General features: G+C 45.9%; 22 protein-coding genes and 1 tRNA gene. 5 read left to right on the top strand and 18 right to left on the bottom strand.

Annotated features, from left to right (window positions below; all coding sequences use genetic code 11):
- The 9 genes from CI597_RS19355 to ruvA form a co-directional block, all read right to left on the bottom strand.
- The coding region (locus tag CI597_RS19355; protein ID WP_420313785.1) for an SDR family NAD(P)-dependent oxidoreductase at window positions 1-190 on the bottom strand (190 nt) is incomplete at its 3' end.
- 216 nt (window positions 191-406) lie between these two features.
- Window positions 407-1,591: a D-alanyl-D-alanine carboxypeptidase family protein gene (locus tag CI597_RS05425; RefSeq protein ID WP_024727103.1), complete on the bottom strand. Its 1,185-nt coding sequence runs from the start codon at window positions 1,589-1,591 to the stop codon at window positions 407-409.
- Between the two features lie 102 nt (window positions 1,592-1,693).
- On the bottom strand, window positions 1,694-2,146 hold the full coding sequence (locus CI597_RS05430; protein ID WP_006565785.1) for an NUDIX hydrolase: 453 nt from the start codon (window positions 2,144-2,146) through the stop codon (window positions 1,694-1,696).
- 105 nt (window positions 2,147-2,251) lie between these two features.
- On the bottom strand, window positions 2,252-3,736 hold the full coding sequence (locus tag CI597_RS05435) for a peptidoglycan D,D-transpeptidase FtsI family protein (protein ID WP_024727102.1): 1,485 nt from the start codon (window positions 3,734-3,736) through the stop codon (window positions 2,252-2,254).
- On the bottom strand, window positions 3,630-5,045 hold the full coding sequence (locus tag CI597_RS05440; protein WP_024727101.1) for an FtsW/RodA/SpoVE family cell cycle protein: 1,416 nt from the start codon (window positions 5,043-5,045) through the stop codon (window positions 3,630-3,632). The genes CI597_RS05435 and CI597_RS05440 overlap by 107 nt, the downstream gene beginning before the upstream one ends.
- An 8-nt stretch (window positions 5,046-5,053) precedes the next feature.
- Window positions 5,054-7,429 carry a peptidase U32 family protein gene (locus tag CI597_RS05445; RefSeq protein ID WP_024727100.1) on the bottom strand — a complete coding sequence of 792 codons (2,376 nt, stop codon included), beginning with the start codon at window positions 7,427-7,429 and terminating at the stop codon, window positions 5,054-5,056.
- A 4-nt stretch (window positions 7,430-7,433) separates the two neighbouring features.
- Window positions 7,434-7,820 carry a cell division protein ZapA gene (locus CI597_RS05450; RefSeq protein ID WP_024727099.1) on the bottom strand — a complete coding sequence of 129 codons (387 nt, stop codon included), beginning with the start codon at window positions 7,818-7,820 and terminating at the stop codon, window positions 7,434-7,436.
- Between the two features lie 12 nt (window positions 7,821-7,832).
- The gene (gene ruvB, locus CI597_RS05455) at window positions 7,833-8,831 is read right to left on the bottom strand and encodes a Holliday junction branch migration DNA helicase RuvB (protein WP_024727098.1); all 999 of its coding nucleotides are present in this window, start codon (window positions 8,829-8,831) and stop codon (window positions 7,833-7,835) included.
- A gap of 9 nt (window positions 8,832-8,840) precedes the next feature.
- A complete protein-coding gene (gene ruvA, locus CI597_RS05460) occupies window positions 8,841-9,437 on the bottom strand; it encodes a Holliday junction branch migration protein RuvA (protein WP_024727097.1) in 597 nt (198 codons plus the stop codon).
- 126 nt (window positions 9,438-9,563) lie between these two features.
- Between ruvA and CI597_RS05465 the strand changes: the two genes are divergently transcribed.
- The 3 genes from CI597_RS05465 to CI597_RS05475 are packed head-to-tail and all read left to right on the top strand — an operon-like array spanning window position 9,564 to window position 11,536.
- Window positions 9,564-10,496, top strand: a complete 933-nt coding sequence (locus tag CI597_RS05465) for a ribonuclease H-like domain-containing protein (protein ID WP_024727096.1) — start codon at window positions 9,564-9,566, stop codon at window positions 10,494-10,496.
- A gap of 1 nt (window position 10,497) precedes the next feature.
- Entirely contained in the window at window positions 10,498-10,875 is a 378-nt protein-coding gene (locus tag CI597_RS05470) for a CidA/LrgA family protein (RefSeq protein WP_024727095.1), read from the top strand.
- Complete coding sequence (locus CI597_RS05475; protein WP_024727094.1) at window positions 10,856-11,536, top strand: LrgB family protein; 681 nt, start codon at window positions 10,856-10,858, stop codon at window positions 11,534-11,536. Before CI597_RS05470 ends, CI597_RS05475 begins: the two co-directional genes overlap by 20 nt.
- Before the next feature lie 36 nt (window positions 11,537-11,572).
- On the opposite strand, the gene CI597_RS05480 is transcribed toward CI597_RS05475, so the two are convergent.
- Together CI597_RS05480 and CI597_RS05485 are read right to left on the bottom strand one after the other, a co-directional pair.
- Window positions 11,573-12,295, bottom strand: coding sequence for a phosphatase (locus CI597_RS05480; RefSeq protein WP_024727093.1), 723 nt, complete (start codon window positions 12,293-12,295; stop codon window positions 11,573-11,575).
- 71 nt (window positions 12,296-12,366) lie between these two features.
- Complete coding sequence (locus CI597_RS05485) at window positions 12,367-14,187, bottom strand: serine hydrolase domain-containing protein (protein WP_024727092.1); 1,821 nt, start codon at window positions 14,185-14,187, stop codon at window positions 12,367-12,369.
- A 190-nt stretch (window positions 14,188-14,377) separates the two neighbouring features.
- Between CI597_RS05485 and CI597_RS05490 the strand changes: the two genes are divergently transcribed.
- Together CI597_RS05490 and CI597_RS05495 are read left to right on the top strand one after the other, a co-directional pair.
- Window positions 14,378-14,449, top strand: a tRNA-Glu gene (locus CI597_RS05490).
- A 164-nt stretch (window positions 14,450-14,613) separates the two neighbouring features.
- Complete coding sequence (locus CI597_RS05495; protein WP_024727091.1) at window positions 14,614-14,877, top strand: AbrB/MazE/SpoVT family DNA-binding domain-containing protein; 264 nt, start codon at window positions 14,614-14,616, stop codon at window positions 14,875-14,877.
- 35 nt (window positions 14,878-14,912) lie between these two features.
- Here the strand turns inward: CI597_RS05495 and CI597_RS05500 are convergent, their stop codons facing one another.
- The 7 genes from CI597_RS05500 to CI597_RS05530 form a co-directional block, all read right to left on the bottom strand.
- Window positions 14,913-15,158: an SOS response-associated peptidase family protein gene (locus tag CI597_RS05500; protein WP_235824563.1), complete on the bottom strand. Its 246-nt coding sequence runs from the start codon at window positions 15,156-15,158 to the stop codon at window positions 14,913-14,915.
- A 42-nt stretch (window positions 15,159-15,200) separates the two neighbouring features.
- Window positions 15,201-15,533 (bottom strand): cupin domain-containing protein, encoded by a 333-nt coding sequence (locus CI597_RS05505; protein ID WP_024727089.1) that lies wholly within the window; start codon window positions 15,531-15,533, stop codon window positions 15,201-15,203.
- Window positions 15,534-15,687: 154 nt separating this feature from the next.
- A complete protein-coding gene (locus CI597_RS05510) occupies window positions 15,688-16,971 on the bottom strand; it encodes an O-acetylhomoserine aminocarboxypropyltransferase/cysteine synthase family protein (RefSeq protein ID WP_024727088.1) in 1,284 nt (427 codons plus the stop codon).
- 15 nt (window positions 16,972-16,986) lie between these two features.
- Complete coding sequence (locus tag CI597_RS05515) at window positions 16,987-17,781, bottom strand: ABC transporter ATP-binding protein (RefSeq protein ID WP_024727087.1); 795 nt, start codon at window positions 17,779-17,781, stop codon at window positions 16,987-16,989.
- Window positions 17,775-18,689: an ABC transporter permease gene (locus CI597_RS05520; protein ID WP_024727086.1), complete on the bottom strand. Its 915-nt coding sequence runs from the start codon at window positions 18,687-18,689 to the stop codon at window positions 17,775-17,777. Before CI597_RS05520 ends, CI597_RS05515 begins: the two co-directional genes overlap by 7 nt.
- A gap of 210 nt (window positions 18,690-18,899) precedes the next feature.
- On the bottom strand, window positions 18,900-19,916 hold the full coding sequence (locus tag CI597_RS05525) for an ABC transporter substrate-binding protein (RefSeq protein ID WP_024727085.1): 1,017 nt from the start codon (window positions 19,914-19,916) through the stop codon (window positions 18,900-18,902).
- A gap of 315 nt (window positions 19,917-20,231) precedes the next feature.
- A complete protein-coding gene (locus CI597_RS05530; RefSeq protein WP_024727084.1) occupies window positions 20,232-21,230 on the bottom strand; it encodes an ABC transporter substrate-binding protein in 999 nt (332 codons plus the stop codon).
- Window positions 21,231-21,237: the final 7 nt, after the last annotated feature.

A 21,237-nucleotide genomic window follows, 5' to 3' on the forward strand; every position in this document is an offset into this window, starting at 1 on the left:
AATGGAACCTGCCGGCTGCAGTGTCAAACTCCGGCGCTTCCGGCGCCATGTCAGAAACAACCACATTGCATCCCACGTTTAAAAATTCCTGGGCAACTGCTTTCCCGATTCCGGATGCTCCGCCGGTCACGATGACTGTTTTGCCTTCAAGGCCCAACCATGATTCGCTCATAAATAATCCTCCTAACATGTGACTTGTTTACTTGATGGTCTCATTATAAAGTCAAAGAGGAAGAAATTTAATTCTGTCTTTTTCCATGCCGATGAAAAGAAGTGTCTTATTTATAAAATAAGCGAAAATTATACTTTATATATTATTCAGATTTGTTTATAAAATATTTATACCCAAGGTATTTTATTATAACTTATGAAAAAATCATAATCTACTTTTTTTGTTCACTTTCACTCAAAAGTATCGCTCCGCCAACCGGGTCAGGCTGGTAAGAAAATTCATTTTCTCCACACTTTCTATGGCTTTCACCGGTTTTTTCAAGAGAATTTCATCTCCTCTTTTATAAATTATATAGCCGAGCACCTGGCCCTTTTTCACGGGAGCTTTTACCTGTCCGATGCGGATCTGTTTCTTTACATCACTTTTGCTGCCCTTCACCAAAACGATTTTGGCAGGAATATCCCTGCTGTAAGAGACCGTCTCTTTCTTGCCCTTTGTCACGGTGATCTTTCCGATGTCCTTCGCCCTCGTGTGGTCCTCCATCACCTGACAGTGAGAAAATCCATAGTCCAGCAAAGCACTTGCATCCTTCACCCTTGTTTTGGAATCGTCACTTGCCATGACAACGGCGATCAGATTGACTCCGTTTCTCGTAGCCGTGGCACTCAGACAGAATTTTGCGGTACTGGTACTTCCTGTCTTCAGGCCGGTACATCCATTATACTGCTTTAACAGTTTATTTGTATTGCTGAGACCGAATTCCTTAGTTCCCTTTTTCGTCTCATGGGTAAATTTGTCCATCCATATTTTCGTATATTTAAAAATATCCGGGTGTTTTGTCGTCAGTTCTCTTGACATCAAGGCAATATCATAGGCTGAAGTCTCATGTCCTTTGATATCCAGACCGCAGCTGTTTTTAAATGTGGTATTTTTCATGCCAAGCTGCTTCGCCTTTTCATTCATCCGCTTTACAAAAGCGCCCTCGCTTCCTGCGATATGTTCCGCCATGGATACAACCGCATCGTTGGCGCTGGAGATCACGATACATTTAAGCATCGTGTCCACTGTCTGGCTTTCTCCAGGCTCTAAGAACACCTGGGACCCTCCCATGGAAGCCGCGTGCTCGCTGACTGTCACTTTATCTGAATACTTAAGATTTCCTTTGTCCAGTTCTTCAAAGATCAGAAGAAGAGACATGACTTTTGTCACACTGGCCGGAGGCAGTTTCATGTCTTTGTCTTTTTGATACAGTATGGTACCGCTCCCCGCCTCCATCACAACTGCAGATTTTGCAGTCAGGTTAAGTCCTTCTCCGTCCTGAGCCACTGTAAGCAATGTTTCCGGTTCTGTGGCACGCACCACTGTTCCGGATGAAATGCATAACAGTAAAGAAAGAATAAAAATTGCTGCTTTTTTCATAAAATAAACCTTTCACCTCTTATGTTACAGTTTAATAAGGAACAAGCCGATTTATTACAAAAAAAGAACTGTAAATGGATTTATCCATCTACAATTCTTTTTTCATCTTCTTTGCCTGATTCCCCATTGATTTTTGGATTTTAGCTTTTTGTATTCTTCGTATGCTTCCTTTAAAATCTCTTTTTCATTCGGGAACTTTAACAAGTGGTAGGCTTCGTGAAATTTGTAGTACCCAGAGTCAACGAAAAACTCTTCTTTCTGCGGCTTTGAATGATACCCTTCTGCCTCCATCAAATACCAGTGAACGCTTTTTACGATCTGCTCATGGAAAGAGTAAAAGGAATACTCGCTCTTTCCGACATATTTGATAATACGGGCATTGGCATCTGTCTCTTCTTTTACTTCACGCAAAGCGGTTTGTTCATGCGTTTCCCCTTTTTCAACTGTACCTTTCGGAAGTACCCAGCCGTCATATCTGTTCTTGTAACTTTTGTACAACAGCAATATCTTCCCTCTGTAAATTACGACACCTCCACAGCTTGTTGCCTCTGTCATCGCGGCCTCCAATCATCCTGCCTCAACGCTATTTTGGGTCTCTCTAGAAATTATTATAACGTTAATGGATATGCATTTCAACATTGGATTTTGCTTTCCCTTTACTTACCTGAAATAAGCGTCAAAGACATTTTTTGCAATCGGAGCTGCCACGCGGCCTCCGGATCCGCCGCCTTCCACGATCACGCTTACGACGATCTTTCTGCCGTTATGCTCCGCACAGCCGATAAACCATGCGTGGGAATCCTTATCATCGTTATACTCCGCAGAACCGGTTTTTCCATAGACTTTATATCTTGAAGAGTAGGCTGATGTACCTGTTCCGTTTGTCACAACTTTCCTGAGCATTTTCCTGAGTTTTTTACACTCCGCGGCGCTGAGCGGGCTGGCGATCTCTTTCGTCTTCGTCTCTTTGATCACCCCTCCGTTTACATTTTTCACCTTGTCCACAAGGTATGGTTCCATCATGACTCCGTCATTGACGATGGTGCTCATGACTGCCGCATTCTGAAGCGGCGTAATCAGTGTGCTTCCCTGTCCTATTGCGATCTGGGGAACCTGGCTGTCTTTGGAACTGCCGTCAAATGTAAACCGGCTGGATACCGCCGCCAGATTAATCGGAATTCTGGAGTTAAACATCATATCCTCTGCGAGGGAAGCAAATTTACCTTTATTCAGCTGGGAAGCCATATGGACAAAAGCAGTATTGCACGATTTTTCCACTGCTCCTTCCAGATCTACAGTTCCATGGGCAGTTCCCCCATAACAGCGGATTTTTACATTATTGATGGTCGTATATCCGGTGCAGTGGTAGGTAAAGTTTTTATAATCTTTGTGTTCCCTCATAAACTCCAGGGCAGTGATCACCTTAAAGGTTGACCCCGGAGGATACAGTCCCTGTGTCGCCCTGTTGATCAAAAGTGCATCTTCATCCGTATTCAGTTCTTTCCAGTTTTCCTTTACCAGAGCCGGACGGAAATCCGGTTTTGAAACCATGGCGATCACTTTTCCGGTTTCAGGGTCCATGGCCACCACCGCTCCTTTTTCACCGCTCAGCGCATCATACGCTGCCTTCTGTACCCTTGTATCCAGCGTAGTATAAACATTATCCCCGATGCTCTTTTCTCCTTTCAGATTACTCTCAATCTGGGATAAAAGATTTGCATTGGATTTCAGCAGATCAAAATTACATTTGGATTCCAGGCCGGACTTTCCTTTGGCATTATATCCCACCACATGGGCGAACATCCGTCCATACGGATAATCCCTTGTCTCGCTGTCTCCGTCGCTGACGGTCTGGGCCAGGACTTTTCCGTTCGCACTGATGATTTTTCCTCTCACCACATATTTCTCCAATTCCTGAAGCCTTAAATTGTGGGAATCGGTGATCACATTCCGGCTGTCTCTGACGACAAAGTGTATGATATAACCGATCAGCACAAGGAACAATCCGACAAAGATATATGTAATCTGAAGGATCTGTCTATTTGCGTGCTTTTTCTTTCTTCCCGCGCTTCGTCCTGTTTTTAGAGAAGGAGATTTCTTTGGTATCTCCGTTTCCGCTTTCTTTCTGCGTTTGAATAAGCTCATTTTCTTCTTCCTCACTATTTGCTAACATGTGCAGTCCCTGAATGACACTTAAAATAATCAAAGTACTCAGCACCGATGTTCCTCCGTAGCTTACGAGAGGGATGGTAACACCTGTGGACGGTATGAACTTGGTCACCCCGCCGATACTTAAAAATACCTGAAAAATAAAACAAACACCAAAGCCCAGACAAAGCAGCTTGTTGAACAGTGTACGGCTTCTGGTGGAAATGTCCATAAACAAGATAAAACAGCTGATCAGTACGAAGATCAGACAGATCCCGAAGATCACACCGAATTCCTCGCTGATCACGGAAAAAATAAAATCTGATTCCCGGACCGGGATATCAAACGGTCTTCCCTGGGTAAGGCCCATCCCGAACCAGCCGCCGGTGCCGATGGCAAATAGAGACTGGCATACCTGTGCACCTCTCCCCTCGATCATGGAAAACGGGTCCTGCCAGACAGCTACCCGGACCTGTACATGGGAGAACAAATGATATGCGATCACTGCCGCAAATGCTCCTGCCCCTAATCCGCCCAGCAGATAGCTCGGCTTGGCAGTCGCAACATACAGCATCATCAGATAGATCATAAAATAGAGGAGCGCTCCTCCCAAATCCTTTTCCACCACAAGCACCAGAACATAGAGGCCTGCGATAACCGTGATCTTGACAAGATCTCTGAATTCTTTTGCTTTGCTCAGCATGGCCGCAGCAAAAAACACGAAGATGATCTTGACAAATTCGGACGGCTGGAATGCCAGACTTCCGAACTGAACCCAGTTATAAGCACCGTTTTTCATAACTCCGAAAACAAATACGGAGGAAAGCAGCGCAAAGCCGCCGATGGCATAGACCCATCCCAGCTTATTCCAGAATGACAGTTTATGCATCATCAGGGGGATCAGTCCTGTGACGAGCACCCCGATGGCTACGATGGCAAATTGCTTCATTGCCAGTTCAAAAGAAAGCCTTGTGAGGATCACAAATCCTGTTCCCAAAAGGAAACACATATTGTTGATCAGAAGCCTGGATGACCTCTTATAAATTTTCGGATATAAGATCATGACGATTTCAAAAAACACGATCTGTGCCGCAAAAAATATTAGAACTTTCAATTCCAGTGTCTTTAAAAACAAGACCAGATTGCACAGAAACAAAAATATAAACATATAAATGACCTGATTGTCAAGCAGTGCCTCCTGCCGTTTTTTATTTTTCGGCCGGAACATAGTAAAACAAGAAAATGTATAGACCAGACACATGATCAGTATCAGGTATTTTGCAGCCACTGCAATGATTTGAATCATATTACCACCTATAATATTCCTCTCTTAAAGTGTCCTTTTGTATAATTTGGGAATGGAAGTTCAGCCGTCTTTCCCTCCAGTATTTCACAGATAGCCCGGTAGACTGCAAAAGCTTCCTCTCCTGTCTCTTTCGTGAAATGAAGGCGCAGATTCTGGGGAGCCAGCCTGCAGACTTTTCGGATCTCAGATCCAAGCCACAGAGGCTCTCCATTGTAGATTTCATTAAAACATCCTTTACATTGATTTTTGACATAAAAATCTTTTCCATACCGGTCTTTTAATGTCATCCATGAGCTCTGCCGGTCACATCCTATACTGTTTTTTCTCTGGCACTGCGCCGAAACCATGAGGGGCAGATGTCCGTAAAACAGAAAATCTGCATCTGTACAGGTCAGGTCCTGCAGTTCGTCAAAATTTAGTTCTGCGGGCATTGTCATGCGGATATCCTGTCCATATATCTGTTTCAGCGTCCGGTATGCCTCCCTGTTGTAACAATAGACCATATAATCGGCCAGTACATTCTTCCTGCATTGTTTTTCTCTGAGCCATATGAGTTCTTCTAAACTGCGGACACAGATTTCATCCACATCCGGACCGGACAACAGATCCCAGGACTGTTCCAAGAGCCGAAGCTCCGGTTCTCTCACGACCTGAGGCAGCATGACCGTGACCTGCTTTCCTGCCCTCCTGCACTGTGATAAAATCTCCGGTTCCTCCGCTGCTTCATAAAAGGACAGATAGATCTTTTCTGCCCTGTCCCATGTTAGAACCTCAGGAAGCAGGGACCGGTCTTCCAGAGAAATGCACAAGGCAGGCGTCCCATTCCCCTGTATTTCTGCTCTAACCTGCAAAGCAGGCATCGAATATGCTGCTGATCTCCTGCGGCTTTTTTTCAGAATCTCTTCTGTAAGTTTTTCAAAGGCATCTCTTCTCAGCTGTTTCAATGCCGCTACCGGGAGAAAGATATCACCATGGATTTCTGCCTCAAGCTCTGTAAAGGTAAAATCACTCTCTCCGGTTTTGGTTATCTGCTTTATGATGTCCTCTTTGGAGAGGGGGCGTTTCCTGGCCGGTTCTGCCGCGGCGCCCGAAACCTCCACTTCCAATTCTCCTGAAGTTATCAAAAGTTTAGCATACTTTCCAGGAGAAATTATAATTTTTCCCTTAATATTTTCTTTCGATTTCTGTTTCAGATTCTCTGCCGCCCTGTCCTTTAAGGACTGGTTCTTCGTCCGGAATATATGCATACCCGGTTTCAAATGTTTCAGCTTCTGTCCGTTTAAGCGTACTTTGTCCCCCTTTTTTCGGGAATCCGGACAAGTAAGCTCCACTTTTTCTCCTCTTTCCAGAGATATCTCCAGCACATCTCCTTTTCCCAGATCCTCGGCTGCATGAAAAATAATATGCCGGCCCTGAACAGACTGGATTTTCCCAACGAAAATTCCCTGATGGTTCGGCCTGTATAATGACATCATGTCCCTGCCGTTATGCTTTTTATAATAGCCGGACGTAAATCCGCCCCTGTTAAAAAGCTCCAGAAGTTCCTTCTCATCTTTTTCATCCACCTGATACGGCTGTCCGCTTTCATAGAGATCCACATATTTTCTGTAAATCCTCGTGACAGTTCCCACATACTCCGGCTGTTTCATCCTGCCCTCGATCTTCAGCGAGTCCACGCCGTGTTCGATCAATTCAGGCAGTTCCCTGATCGTACAGAGATCTTTTGGACTGAGCAGATAATTCTGTCCTCTGTGGTTTAACTTTGTGCCGTTCTCATACAGATCAAAGGGCAGACGGCAGGTGCCGGCACACCTCCCCCGGTTGCCGCTCCTGCCTCCCAGCATACTGCTCATCAGGCATTGTCCGGAATAACAATAACAAAGGGCTCCATGGACAAAACACTCCATATCCAGCCCTGTATCTTTTTTTATCTTTTGTATTTCTGTAAGCGAAAGCTCTCTGGCAGGGACGACTCTGCTTCCTCCCAGCTCTTTTACTATTCTTGCCCCATGGATTCCGGTCACGGTCATCTGCGTGCTGGCGTGGATCTCCATGCCGGGAAAACAGCGGCGGATCACACTCACGGCTCCTAAATCCTGAACAATAACTGCATCCAGTCCTCTCTCATAATAAGGTTCTAAAAACCCTGCAAGTCCCGAAATCTCCTCCTGCTTCATCAGGGTATTGACTGCCAGATAGACCTTCCGCCCAAAAAGATGAGCGTAGTCTATAGCCCACGGCAGCTGTTCCTGATCAAAATTATTTGCGTAAGCTCTCGCCCCATAGCGGCTCCCACCCAGATAGACGGCGTCGGCTCCGTTTAAGACGGCAGCCTTCAGGCTCTCGGGAGAGCCAGCGGGGGCCAGTACTTCTGTTGACTTCATATGATTACCGTTCCTTTTTTGCAACTGATTCCTCTTCCAGTACCCGAATCCTTTCCCGGTACTCTGTCAGCTGTTTTTTCAGTGATTCATTCTTGATCTGGAGTTCTACCAGTTCATTTTTCATATGGTACAATTCCGTATCCTGTATTTCCATGTCTTCCCGGCTTTTCTCAAGCGTATTTTTCATACACATATATTCGTCGGCCACACTCAGTGCCAGATGAAAACTCTGCATATCCGGCGGCAGCTTCAGGTAATGCTCCGAAGCTTTCATGTCACGGATCTTTGCGTTCAGATAAGATGCGATCTGGTGCATAAACTCCTCCGGCTCTTCTCCGCCAAGATAATATAACTTTCCGTCTATGACTACTTCTACGACGTTTTTCTTCATAAGTAAGCCCTCCTATTCCGGGATTGGCAGTCCAAAATGCCGATAGGCAGCGTCGGTGACGATCCGTCCTCTCGGCGTCCTCTGGATCAGTCCGTTTTGGATCAAATACGGCTCATAGACATCCTCAATGGTTCCGGAATCTTCTCCTACGGCTGCAGCCAGTGTGTCGAGTCCTACCGGACTGCCGTGAAAGACTTCGATCATCGTCTTAAGCAGGGTCCGGTCGGTCTGGTCGAGTCCCAGAGTGTCTACCTCCAAATGGTTTAAGGCAGACATTGCCACCTCTTTTGTGATGACTCCATCGTACTTTACTTCCGCAAAGTCCCTGACCCTCTTTAAAAGCCTGTTGGCGAGTCTTGGTGTCCCTCTGGATCTTCTGGCGATCTCCCTCGCTCCTTCTTCTTCAATCGGAATGCCTAGCACCGCCGCCGAGTTAATGACAATGGTCATCAGCTCCTCTGTCTCATAAAAATTCAGCCGGTTGACAACACCAAACCGGTCTCTTAGCGGAGCCGTCAGCATCCCGGCCCTGGTCGTGGCACCCACTAAAGTAAATTTTGGAAGTTCCAGTCGGATAGACCGGGCGGCCTGTCCTTTCCCCACCAGGATATCGATGGCGAAATCCTCCATGGCAGGATACAATACTTCTTCTACTTGACGGTTCAGCCGGTGGATTTCGTCGATAAACAGCACATCCCCTTCCTGGAGATTGTTAAGCAGCGCGGCTATCTCCCCAGGCTTTTCGATGGCAGGTCCGCTTGTGACCTTTAAGTGTACTTCCATCTCATTGGCGACGATGCCGGCCAGCGTAGTCTTTCCCAGTCCCGGCGGTCCGTAAAGAAGGACATGGTCCAGGGACTCGCCTCTGCTCTTTGCCGCCTCGATGAAAATTCTCAGATTCTGCTTTACCTTTTCCTGTCCGATGTAATCGTCCAGGTTCTGAGGCCTTAGATTATTTTCTATTGTAATGTCTTCTTCCACCAGTTCCGTGGAAATCATTCTATCTAACATAATGTTCCTCTATATCAGCTTTGTCAGCGCCTTTTTCAGCAATTGCTCAGGGCCGTACTCTGCTGCATTCTCTACTTTCTTAATGGCCATCATCGCTTCAGACCTGGAGTAGCCAAGGCTTACAAGCCCCTGTGCCGTGATCGCCACAGAATCTTCTGCCGATGAATCCCCCACAAAGTCCATCGGTTCAGCCTGCTCAAATTCTTCAAAGTTCAGTTTGTCCCTGAGTTCCAGGATCAGCTTTTTTGCTCCCTTCGGTCCAAGCCCCGGAGTCTTTGATATCGTCTTGGAATCATCACTCATCACCGCAATCTTTAATTCATAGACAGACAGGGTGGACAGCACCGAAAGACCTACCTTAGGGCCGATGCCGCTGACTCCGATCAGCAGTTCAAACGCTTCCAGCTCCTCCTTCGTCCGGAATCCGAAGAGGCTTACATCGTCTTCCCTCACATGCATGTGGGTATAGATCTTGACTTCCTGTCCGATTCCTCCCGGAAATTCCTGTCCGGCCGGCATCATGATATCATATCCTATGCCGTTATTCTCTACCACCGCTCCCCCAGGCGTCATGGAAACTAAAATGCCCTTAATATATGAAATCACTCCATATCCTCCTTGCGACGTTTTGAAGTCATTATAACACAAATCTCTCGCCTGTGGTTAGGGATTGAAAAAATTTCACACAGGAACTATAATGAAGGACAGCAGTTTTGGAAAGGAAACCGGCCGATGGAAACAAAAGAAAAGCTTTTATATCTGGATATCGAGACTACAGGACTTTCGCCGGAAACCTCTGCCCTCTCAGTCATCGGATGCTGTGAGAAAGGCCGGGAGCCCAGGCAGTGGTTTAATGAATCCGGGCTGGAACAAAAAGATATTCTAGCCTCATTTTTAAGCTATGCGGGTCATTTTGACACCGTCGTCACTTATAACGGCGGAACCTTTGATCTGCCTTTTTTGAAAAAGAAATGTGAGGAATTTGGTCTTCCTTATTCTTTGGAGTGCAAACGCTGCATTGATCTTTATAAAAATCTCCGCTCCTTCAGACACCTCCTCCCATTAAAAAATCTCAAACAAACATCAGTGGAAGAATTCCTGGGGATTCAAAGAACGGACCACATATCCGGACGGCAGCTGATCAGAGTTTATCAGGACTACATAAAAACCAAAGAACCGGAATTAAAATCTGCGATTTTGCAGCATAATAAAGAAGACATCTTATCTCTTTCCCGGATTCAGTCCCTCCTGATCTTTGAACCTTTAGCCAGCGGCCATTTTTCAGTGGAAGAATACAGCCTGTCGGAACATGCTTTTTCTGTCCGCCTTTCTCTCCCTTTCAATACTCCGGTGCCTCTTTCTTTTAAGAAATCAGGACACCGGCTTGAGATCGCCGGGTCAGAAGCAAACCTTTACTGCCCCCTGATACACGGCCAGCTGAAGCACTACCATAAAAACATAAAGGATTACCGGTATCTTCCTCTGGAAGACATCGTAATCCCTGTATCCATGGCTGCCTTTGTAGACCGGTCTGCAGTTTTAAAGCCGGTTCCGGAAAACTGTTATACCAAGTTTTGCCCGGATGAAACTTTTTGCTCCGACCCCAGTGACCTCTTTCAATACTGCAAAGATATCGTATATTACTTACTTAGAAAGGATAAATAACATGAGACACTTATTACAAATGAGCTTCCTTTTCTTCGTCTGTCTGGCCGGGGAAGGGCTGGCTAAGCTGCTTCCGTTTGCATTTCCGGGAAGTATCATGAGCATGTTCCTGCTCCTTCTCCTCCTGCTCTCAAAAATTGTAAAAGAGCATCAGATCCAGGATATCTGTGATTTCCTTCTCCATCATATGGCCTTTTTCTTTCTCCCCGCCGGAATTGGCATTATGGAAAAATACCAGCTGTTACAGGGCCGGATCATACCGTTTCTCCTGATCTGCCTGCTCACAACCGTTTTCACATTTTTTACTACTTCGTTATCTATGAAGCTCATCTTCGCCCTGCAAAAGAAAGGAAATGACAATGAAAGAACTGACTGCTAATCCAATGTTTCCAATCGCGCTTTCTCTCTGTGTCTATGAAGGATTTCGTATCCTGCAGAGAAAAACGAAAATTTCTGCGCTGAATCCTCTGCTGCTCTCCATTGCATTTATCATCCTATTTCTGAATATATTCTCCATACCGCTTGAGGATTATAACAGCGGAGGTGCTGTAATCTCCATGTTCCTGGCTCCGGCCACCGCATCTTTAGCTCTCTCCATCTACCGTGAGTTTGATCTGCTGAAGAAACACTGGGTGCCTATCCTCGTGAGCTGTTTTGTGGGATCTGTAACATCTATGTTAAGTGTCTGTGTCCTCTGCCGTCTCTTTGGTTTTAATGAGCATCTTACGGCCTCCCTGATTCCCAAATCCGTCACGACCCCGATCGCCATAGAAGTCAGCAGCCAGCTTTCCGGCATCCCGTCCATTACAGTGGCTGCAGTCGTTATCACCGGCATCCTAGGGGCCGTGATCAGCCCTGTACTGATCAAAATCTTCAAAGTCAATGATCCTGCTGCCGCCGGTGTCTCCATTGGAACATGCAGCCATGCCGTCGGAACCTCCAAAGCAGTGGAACTGGGTGAAATCGAAGGGGCCATGAGCGGTATCTCCATAGGGATTTCCGGTATCATCACGGTCATTCTGGCATTAATTCTTTTCTAATACAAAAACCTGCGCAAAAATTTACGCAGGTTTTTTTTATTTTCTTTTATTGCTCAGTGCCTCTTTAAAGGCCTCGACAGAACGGTTCACCACCAATTCTTCCGGAAAATCAACTTCTGAAAGCAGGGCTTTTGCCTCATTCAGGTTGCCTACCGCATATGGAGTATGCGCATCGCTGTTGACAATCACAGGTACATTATGCTTCCTGCACAGATCCAGCATCACAAAATAGTTTTCTCTGGCATTGACCCGGAAGCTTTCGGGACAAAGGGAACTGTTGTTGACCTCTAAAAGTGTTTTCGTCTCTTTTGCTCCCATCACCAGTGCCTCATAATCAATCGGAATCCTTCCGTCATCGGGATGGCTTATGATATCCACCAGAGGATGCTTCATGGCTCCTAAGTATGCGGCGGTGTTCTGTTCCTCATCTCCTATTTTGTAACAAAGTTCATGAATTCCCGCAATCCTGATATCTAAAAATTCCTTCATCAAGTCATCATCAAGGCTGAGTCTTCCGTTATAATCGATAATGTTGATTTCTGAACCAAACATCATCTCGATGCCGTACAGCTGCCTCGGCAGTACTCTCAAATTTTTAAAATAAATGTCTGTACAGGTTCCCGGAATCCCTTTGGCATGTTCCGTGATCCCAAACAGTTCAAAACCGCTCTCCGCCGCAGCAGCAGCCATCTCGCTGACGGTTCCGAACGCATGTCCGCTGGCAATAGTGTGAGAATGCACGTCTAATTTAAACTCCATAAATCTTACTCCTTCTTTTCAGTCAGTCTGATTCTTTCCCTCTTAAAATTTACACATTATGTTTTATCATACTATAAAGTAAAAGAAATTGGAACCTCTCCAACGAATCTCTCCCCTGCCTCACGGTTTTCTTCTCCCAATACTTTGGGGCAGACCGTTTGATCCATCAGAAGATCCAGCAGCCCGATTGTGTCCTTTTCCATCAGACTGTCTAAGAGAAAACTGCTGGTCCCCCCGGTCATTACGGAATCAAGTCCAGTCATAAGAAGGTCTTTTCCCGGGCACTCATTCCACAGCATTTCTATATTTTCACCGATGAAACGGATCTTCAGCAGACGAGTCGATGCTTCCTCAATAAAGGAAAATTTCAGCTTCAGAACGGTATACCCGTCCTCATCAAAAGCTGCCTGTCCTTTTACCGCCACCAAATAAGGCTCTCCGTGCATATCGATTTCGGTGATCCTGGCTTCCTTCCATCCCACTTCCAGGCAATAAGGTTTCTCTCCTTCCCGGAAACAAAAATAGAATTTCCGGTTTTTTGTGAAAAATCCTGCCTCGCTGATCCCGTCCGTATAGTTATTGTGAAACACCTGCATGATCAGCGGGAAAAGGCCCACATGCTGTTTTTTCAGCTTAAAAAATCTGCCCCCAACTCCAAGGATCAGTTTTCTTCTCTTATAGGATTCACTTCCGCGCCAGAGAATTCTTTTCAGCCCGCGATAAGAGACCGCCGGAAATCTGGTGTCGTGTAGTCCTGTCTTATTCTGGAATTGTAAAAGCTTTTCATATGCCCGCCGGTTTTTCTTTAAATTCTCCCCGGGAGTAAACCCGTTTTCAAAATATTTGGCCACTGTGTCTAAGAGCAGGGATGTGTGGAATAATTCATTGCTTCCCGCATTGGTGACAATGACCATATCCAAATCGGGATATACCATGACATTCTGTCCCAGCATGCCGTTAAAGGCATAGCTCCCCGGACGGCCTGCCATCCACATTTGATAGCCGTAGCCATACTCGCCGAACTGCTTCGGGGTTTCCACATGACATATGGACGCCTCTTCAATCCATCGCTGCGGTATAAGCTGCCGCTGATTCCATACTCCTTTTTGAAGACAGAGCTGTCCGATCTTCGCCGCATCTTCCGGACAGAGAAATAACCCCCATCCTCCTTTCGTAATGCCTTTGGGACAGCTCTCCCAAAAGATCCTGGTAATGCCAAGGGGCTCAAACAGTCTGGGTTTCAAATACTCCATCAGAGATTGTCCGGTTATTTCCGTCACAATGGCGGACAGCATATAGGTGTTCATACTGTTATATTCAAATTTGGAGCCCGCCTGGCCATTTACCGGCGAATCCAGAAAACCCTGGACCCAGTCATTGCAGGCCACGGCACCTTTTTCATTGAATGCCACCCGACTGGTCATGGTAAGCAGATGTTCCACTGTCAGATTCCTCTGCTGAAATCCTCTGATAGAGAATACACTTTTATCGAATATCCCCAGAATCTTATCATCAAGCCTTAAACTGCCCTCTTCGATCAGTATGCCAATGGCCATTCCGGTTATGCTCTTGCACAGTGAATGGGTAATATGCCAGAGATTTTCCGGATATGGCGCATAATGGCACTCTCCGATCACATATCCATGTCTTAAAATCATCACCTGATGAATGTCCACTTTAGAAAGATTCAAAAGTTCCTCCATCAATCTCCTGACCTGATCCGATTCGATTCCCTGTTCCTCAGGCGCCGACCTGGGCAGCTTCTGCCCTGACTCGGGCAGACTGTAAAATGACGGTTTCTGTGGAATAAAATCTACTTTGCTTATATGTTCTGTGTTTCCTCTTACTAAATTAAAAACAAGTTCCAGCATTGCCTGCTGCTCTTTTAACATCGCACTGCACCCTCTTCTATTACTGCCTGTTCTTCTTTTGCTTTCTGTATAATATAGCACATATTTAAAAACGGAAAAAGCACCTTAGCATTACGATTCTTCTATGTTTAAAAAAATATACAAAGAATTTAAAATTTTGTCTTTACTTTTTCTAAAAAACCTATATAATAGATAAAGGTGACAGCAAGACGGCCCCATGGTCAAGAGGTTAAGACGCGACCCTCTCAAGGTCGAATCACGAGTTCAATTCTCGTTGGGGTCATACAGCCGGAACATCGTATTTATGCGGTGTTTCGGTTTTTTTGATTTTATTAAATAATTGATTGCCGCATTCTCGCCTTATATCCTGCTTGTATTATTTACCATTGGAAATATTTCGTAGATATTTTATAATAAAAGCACCAAAATACATAGGAGGAGCCGTAAATGAAATGTACAGGTGTTGTGAGAAAACTCGATGAACTGGGACGTATTACCTTACCAATTGAACTGAGGAGGAATTTGGGTGTCGGCGACAAAGATCCCCTCGAAATCTTTGTAGATGAGGATACAATTCTACTGAAAAAGTACAATCCGGCAGACATCTTTACCGGGGAAATGGATGATCTCATTGAATACAAAGGAAAGAAAATATCCAGGGCATCGATCCTGCGGTTAGCCGAGATAGCCGGCCTTAATATCTCAGAGTAAAGTTTATCCCAGGACAAACAGCGTCCTGGGATTTTCTAATTCTTCACTTCTGCTTCATGGGACAAACTCTCAGGTTCGCTGTGCAGCAGATGTTCAAATGTCTCATCACTGAACCAGTCCTCAATGTCGCTTTCTTCTATGATTATGGGCATCCGTTCATGTATTTCCCTGACCGAGCGATTTGCCCTGGTTGTCAATATGACAAATCTGCTGCTGTCTTCATCCGGCCTGTAAAAGCCGGCCATAAAAATCACCGGGGATGTCTCTTTAAAAAAAGCAATTTTATTTTTCTCCTTGTCCCACTCATAAAATCCTGCCGCCGATCAAAATATAACAGTCAAAAGCATTTTAAAACGTTCCTGCCCATACACCGCATGTGGAATCTCCGCCGGCATAACAATGCTCTCTCCATCATTTAAAATATACTCTTTTCCGTCTATGGTAAATTTCCCTGTGCCCTCGAGAACTGTTGCCATCGCATCACCGCCTGATTTGTGGGTGCTGATTTCCTCTCCTTTTTCAAAGGCAAACAATGTCAGACTAACTGCTTGGTTTTGGGACAATGTCTTGCTGACCACCTGTCCATCCTGATACTGCACTTCATCTTGCATATTAAATACCTCAGCCTTTTCTATGTTTTTTATCTTTGTTCCCATTTTTGTACCCCCTGTCGAATACTATTTAAGCTTTTGCTGATAGTATGCTTCCAATGCCTGTTCTATATACCGTGTGATCCTCAGTGATGAAGAGAAAAATAGCGCCCGGAAAATTCCTCTCAGAAAGTTCCGGGCACTATAATATATTCAGTATTTATCCTATTTGGCTCAACGCCTGGTCAAGGTCTGCAATGATATCCTCAGTATTTTCGATTCCCACGCTGAAACGGATCAGATCCGGCTGTACTCCGGCCTCCAAAAGTTCCTGGTCATTCATCTGACGGTGGGTATGACTGGCAGGATGCAGAACACAGCTTCTGGAATCTGCCACATGTGTTACGATGGCCACCAGCTTTAAGCTGTCCATCATCTGGATCGATGCCTCGCGTCCGCCTTTCAGGCCAAACGTAATAACCCCGCAGGTTCCGTTTGGCATATATTTCTGTGCTCTCTCATAAGCCTCATCGCCTTCCAGCATCGGGCAGTGCACCCATGCAACCTTATCATTGTCTCTCAGCCATGCAGCTACGGCTTTTGCATTTTCACAATGTCTGGCCACTCTTAAATGCAGAGTTTCCAGGCCAATGTTCAAGTAAAAAGCATTTTGAGGTGACTGGATGGAACCCAGGTCCCGCATCAGCTGGACCGTAGCCTTTGTAATATAGGCACCTTTACCAAACTTTTCTGTATAAACCACACCATGGTACGTCTCATCCGGCTGAGTAAGACATGCAAATTTGTCTCCGTATGCATCCCAGTCAAAGTTACCGCTGTCGACGATCGCTCCGCCCACACATACCGCATGGCCGTCCATATACTTTGTTGTGGAATGGGTGACGATATCCGCACCCCATTCAAACGGGCGGCAGTTGATCGGCGTTGCAAATGTATTGTCAACGATCAGAGGAACTCCGTGTCCGTGAGCCGCTTTTGCAAACTTTTCGAAATCAAGAACGACCAAAGAGGGATTTGAGATCGTTTCTCCAAACACGGCCTTTGTATTATCTCTGAATGCCGCATTTAAATCTTCTTCACTGACTTCCGGATCTACAAACGTTGCTTCCACGCCCATCTTCCTCAAGGTATGGGCAAACAGGTTATAAGTCCCCCCATATAGAGCCGTTGTACAGATGATATGGTCTCCCGACTCCGCGATATTCATGATGGCATAAAAGTTGGCCGCCTGTCCGGAAGAAGTGAGCATTGCCGCCACTCCGCCTTCCAAATCACAGATCTTTGCTGCCACCGAGTCGTTGGTGGGATTCTGAAGTCTCGTATAGAAATATCCCGCATCCTCCAGGTCAAAAAGGCGTCCCATCTGGTCACTTGTGTCGTATTTAAATGTAGTGCTCTGATATACCGGCACCACCCTCGGCTCCCCTTTTTTCGGCTCCCATCCGGATTGAATACATTTTGTCTCAATTTTGTAATCGCTCATGTTTCTTCCTCTCTCTTATGATAATAACATTCTGTCGTTGGCAAAATCTTCCCCGCTGGTTTCCTCAAACTTCTGCAGAAGATCAGTAACTTTCAGGTTCTTCTTTTCTTCTCCTGAAACATCATAGATGATCCTTCCGCTGTTCATCATGATCAGGCGGTTTCCAATGCGTATGGCGTCTTTCATGTTGTGAGTTACCATCATAGCGGTCAGACTGTCCCTCGCGATAATCTTCTCCGTAAGCTCCAGTACTTTTTTCGCCGTCTTTGGATCAAGGGCCGCCGTGTGCTCGTCTAAGAGCAGAAGACTCGGCTTATTCAGCGTAGCCATGAGCAGTGTCAGTGCCTGTCTCTGTCCTCCGGACAATAGTCCTACCTTTGAAGTAAGACGGTCCTCGAGTCCCAAATCCAGCATCGCCAGCTTCTCCTTATACAGCTTTTTCTCGCTTTTCGTAATGCCCCAGCGCAGGCCGCGGTTTTTCCCACGGCGGTGAGCCATCGCCATATTCTCCTGTATCTCCATACCGGCTGCGGTTCCCATCATTGGGTCCTGGAACACCCGCCCAAGCATATAGGCCCGTTTATGCTCCGGCAGGTCCGAAATGTCTTTGCCGTCCAGGAGGATCGTTCCCTGGTCGATAGGATATACGCCTGCGATCATGTTCAGCATCGTTGACTTACCTGCCCCGTTGCCTCCGATCACAGTCACAAAGTCCCCTGGATTCAGGTGAAGATCGATCCCGTCCAGCGCCTTCTTTTCATTGACAGTGCCTTTATTAAATGTCTTGTGCACATCGATGATGTTTAACATGCGGTGTTTCCTCCTTTTCCAGGAATTCTTTTCTGGGAATATCTGGACTTGATCGCCGGAATACCCAGAGCTAATGCCACGACTAATGCCGTAAACAGCTTCATATCGTCTGTGCTCAGTCCCATATACAGCACCAGTGAAATAATCATGCGGTAAATCACAGAGCCAAACACAACAGAAGCCAGTATATACATGAAATTAAACCGTTTTCCAAAGATTACTTCTCCGATAACGATAGATGCCAGACCGATGACAATGGCTCCGGTCCCCATTTTAATATCACCGTATCCCTGGCTCTGTCCAACCAGTGCACCTGAGACGGAGATCATTCCGTTGGAGATGACAAGGCCGATGACTTTTGATGTATTCGTATTGGCCCCCAAAGCCCGGACCATATATTCGTTGTTTCCGGTCGCCCTCAGTGCGCATCCGAGTTCAGTACCGCAGAACCAGTAGATGCACAGCACCACAAAAATGCTGATCACTGCTCCAACCAGCAGTGTTGCCATCGTCTGGTCCAGTTTCAGCGCATCAATGGCCTGAGTGAATGCGGTATCCTCTCCCAGCAGTGATGTATTTGGCTGTCCCATGATACGGATATTGACCGAATACAGGGCAATCATTGTCAGAATACCGGCTAAGATCGCAGGGATTTTTAATTTCGTATGTAAAAATCCAGTCACTGCTCCTGCCGCCATTCCCGCTGCCAATGCGATGACAAGAGATACAAAAGGGTTTACTCCTTTTACGATCATAACTGCGCTGATGCATCCCCCCAGGGCAAACGTACCTTCACAGGACAAATCCGGAATATCCAATATCCTGAATGTAATATAGACACCAAGCGCCATGATTCCCCACAGTGTACCCTGGGCAATCGCACTTTGCATGTTTACTGCTAAATCCATTCTTCTTCTCCTTTTCTTACTTTACTGTCCACGAAAATTTATTATATCACGATTTAAGGCTTTGCACCAGTAAAGTTCTGTGAATCCTGCACGAAGTACTTTTTTATTTCATTAGGGAAGTTCTGCGACCTTCCCTATGAAATAAAAAAACTGTCTTCTTTCAATTAACGAAAGAAGACAGTTTTGTACCCATCATTCAGGACGGTGCATTTATTTTTTCTTTTCTGTGATCGTTGTCACCATCTTGGCCTTTTTCTCTAAGTTTTTCGGAACTTTGATTCCCAGCTTCTTTACGGTATCTTTGTTGATGATCAAGTCAGCATTGCTCTGATATTCGATTGGCATTGTCTTTATCTCTGCTTTGCCTTCTAAGATCTTGACTGCCTGTGCAGCGGTCTGTTTTCCGAGTTCATAGTAATTGATTCCGTATGTAGCAAGGCCTCCGCCGGTACACATACCTTCCTCTCCTACGATGACAGGGATCTTGGCTTCGTTGGCTACCATAGATACAGTGTTCATTCCGGCTGCGATCAGGTTGTCTGTCGGCGCATAGATGGCATCCGCTTTCCCCTTCAGAGATTCCACTACCTGGCGGATCTCGCTTGATTCGGACACTGTGGCGTCCATGGTCTCAAATCCTAACTTCTTTGCCTCTTTCTTTGCCATAGCGATCTGGATCTTTGAGTTTGCTTCTGCTGAGCAGTATAACATAGCCACTTTCTTCGTCTTCGGAAGCATTTGTTTTAAGAGTTCCATCTGCTTTTTCACCGGTGTCAGGTCTGAAGTTCCGGAAACGTTGTTGCCTGGCTCATCATTGCTCTTTACAAGCTTAGATGCAGCCGGATCCGTCACGGCTGTCACCAGGATCGGAATATCCTTTGACTCATTCGCCATAGCCTGGGCCGCAGGTGTGGCGATCGCCAATACCAGGTCACACTTGTCATTGACAAACTGAGATGCGATGGTCTGACAATTGGACTGCTCATTCTGAGCATTCTTATATTCAATCTTGATCTTATCTCCGTCTTTATATCCGGCATCTGCAAGGCCTTCTTTAAAGCCTTTGTAAGCCGCATCTAAAGCTGCGTGCTCAGTAAGCTGCACAACACCGATTTTCTTTTGTTCCTTTTTTGCCTCGTCTTTCTTGTCACTTCCCCCGCATCCGGAGAGTAGCGCTGCACTCATCACGGCTGCAAGTCCCACTGCCATAAACTTTTTTAAACTCATAACTCTGTCCTCCGTCCTTGTTGTTGCGTCAGCACTTCAACGCTTTTATGTGCTAAATTATAACACTGCCGTTCCTCATTGTCAAGCAAAGAACAAAGTAGGCAAGCCCATCTCATCTCTTCAACTCTCATTCTTTAAGGGGCTTGACAACTTTGCGTGCCAGATGCGATTTGACGCAGTCAAATGATATCCTTACGCATCTGTGCACAACCTGCGGAGCGTTTTTTGTTTCTTAGAAAAAGACCTTGTCACGCTGATGCATGAAAGTTTTCCCCTAAGAAGCAAAAAACTGCCCCGGTCTCCCGGAGCAGTCGCTTATTTACTCTTATTCTGTGTTTTAACGAACTTAGCTGTTTTTTTCAGTTCGTCCGGGACCCGGATCCCCAGTTTTTTTACCTGGTCTTCATTGATGATCAAGTCATACTGATCCTGGTATCCTATCGGCAATTCAGAAACCTTTTTTTTGCCTTCCAGTATATCTTCTGCCTGTTTTGCGGTCTGCTTTCCGAGCCGGTAGTAATTGATGCCGTATGTGGCAAGCCCGCCTCCCGTGCAGAGAGCTTCCTCTCCGACGATCACGGGAATTTTAGCCTCATTGGCCACCATGGTGACGGTATTCATGCTGGCGGAGATGATATTGTCAGTCGGCACGTAGATCACGTCTGCCCTGCCTTTTAAAGACTCCACAACCTGCCGGATTTCACTGGATTCCGACACCGTTGCGTCCATCGTCTGAAATCCCTGTGTTTTAGCCACCGAACGGGCCTGTTTTACCTGGAGCACAGAATTTGCTTCCGCCGAACAATATAAAAACGCAGCTTTTTTTGCTTCTGGCATCAGCTTTTTAATCAGCCCGATCTGTTCTTTCACCGGAGCCATGTCAGAAGTTCCCGACACATTTGTATCCGGTTTTTTATTATCCTTTACCAGCTTGGCTGCCTGGTGGTCTGTCACTGCCGTGGCCAGGATCGGAATATCCTTCGTCTCCGTAGCCATGGCCTGTGCCGCCGGTGTTGCAATGGCCAGCACAAGATCACTCCGGTTTCCGACAAACTGGGAGGCGATGGTCTGACAGTTGGACTGATCATTCTGGGCATTTTTATACTGAATCTCAATATTTTTGCCGTCCACGTATCCGTCTTCTTTCAGACCGTCAATAAATCCTTTTCTGGCGTCATTTAACGCATCGTGTTCTACCAGCTGCAGAATTCCAATTCGCTTTACATTATCTGACTTTTTGTTTGCACATCCTGTAAAAGCCATCACAGCCGCAAACACTGCCAGGATGCCAAACGCTTGTGCTTTTCGTCTCATATTCTAC

It is taken from the genome of Anaerostipes hominis (ex Lee et al. 2021) (assembly GCF_002270485.1).
In the GTDB taxonomy this organism is placed as follows: Bacteria; Bacillota; Clostridia; order Lachnospirales; family Lachnospiraceae; genus Anaerostipes; species Anaerostipes hominis.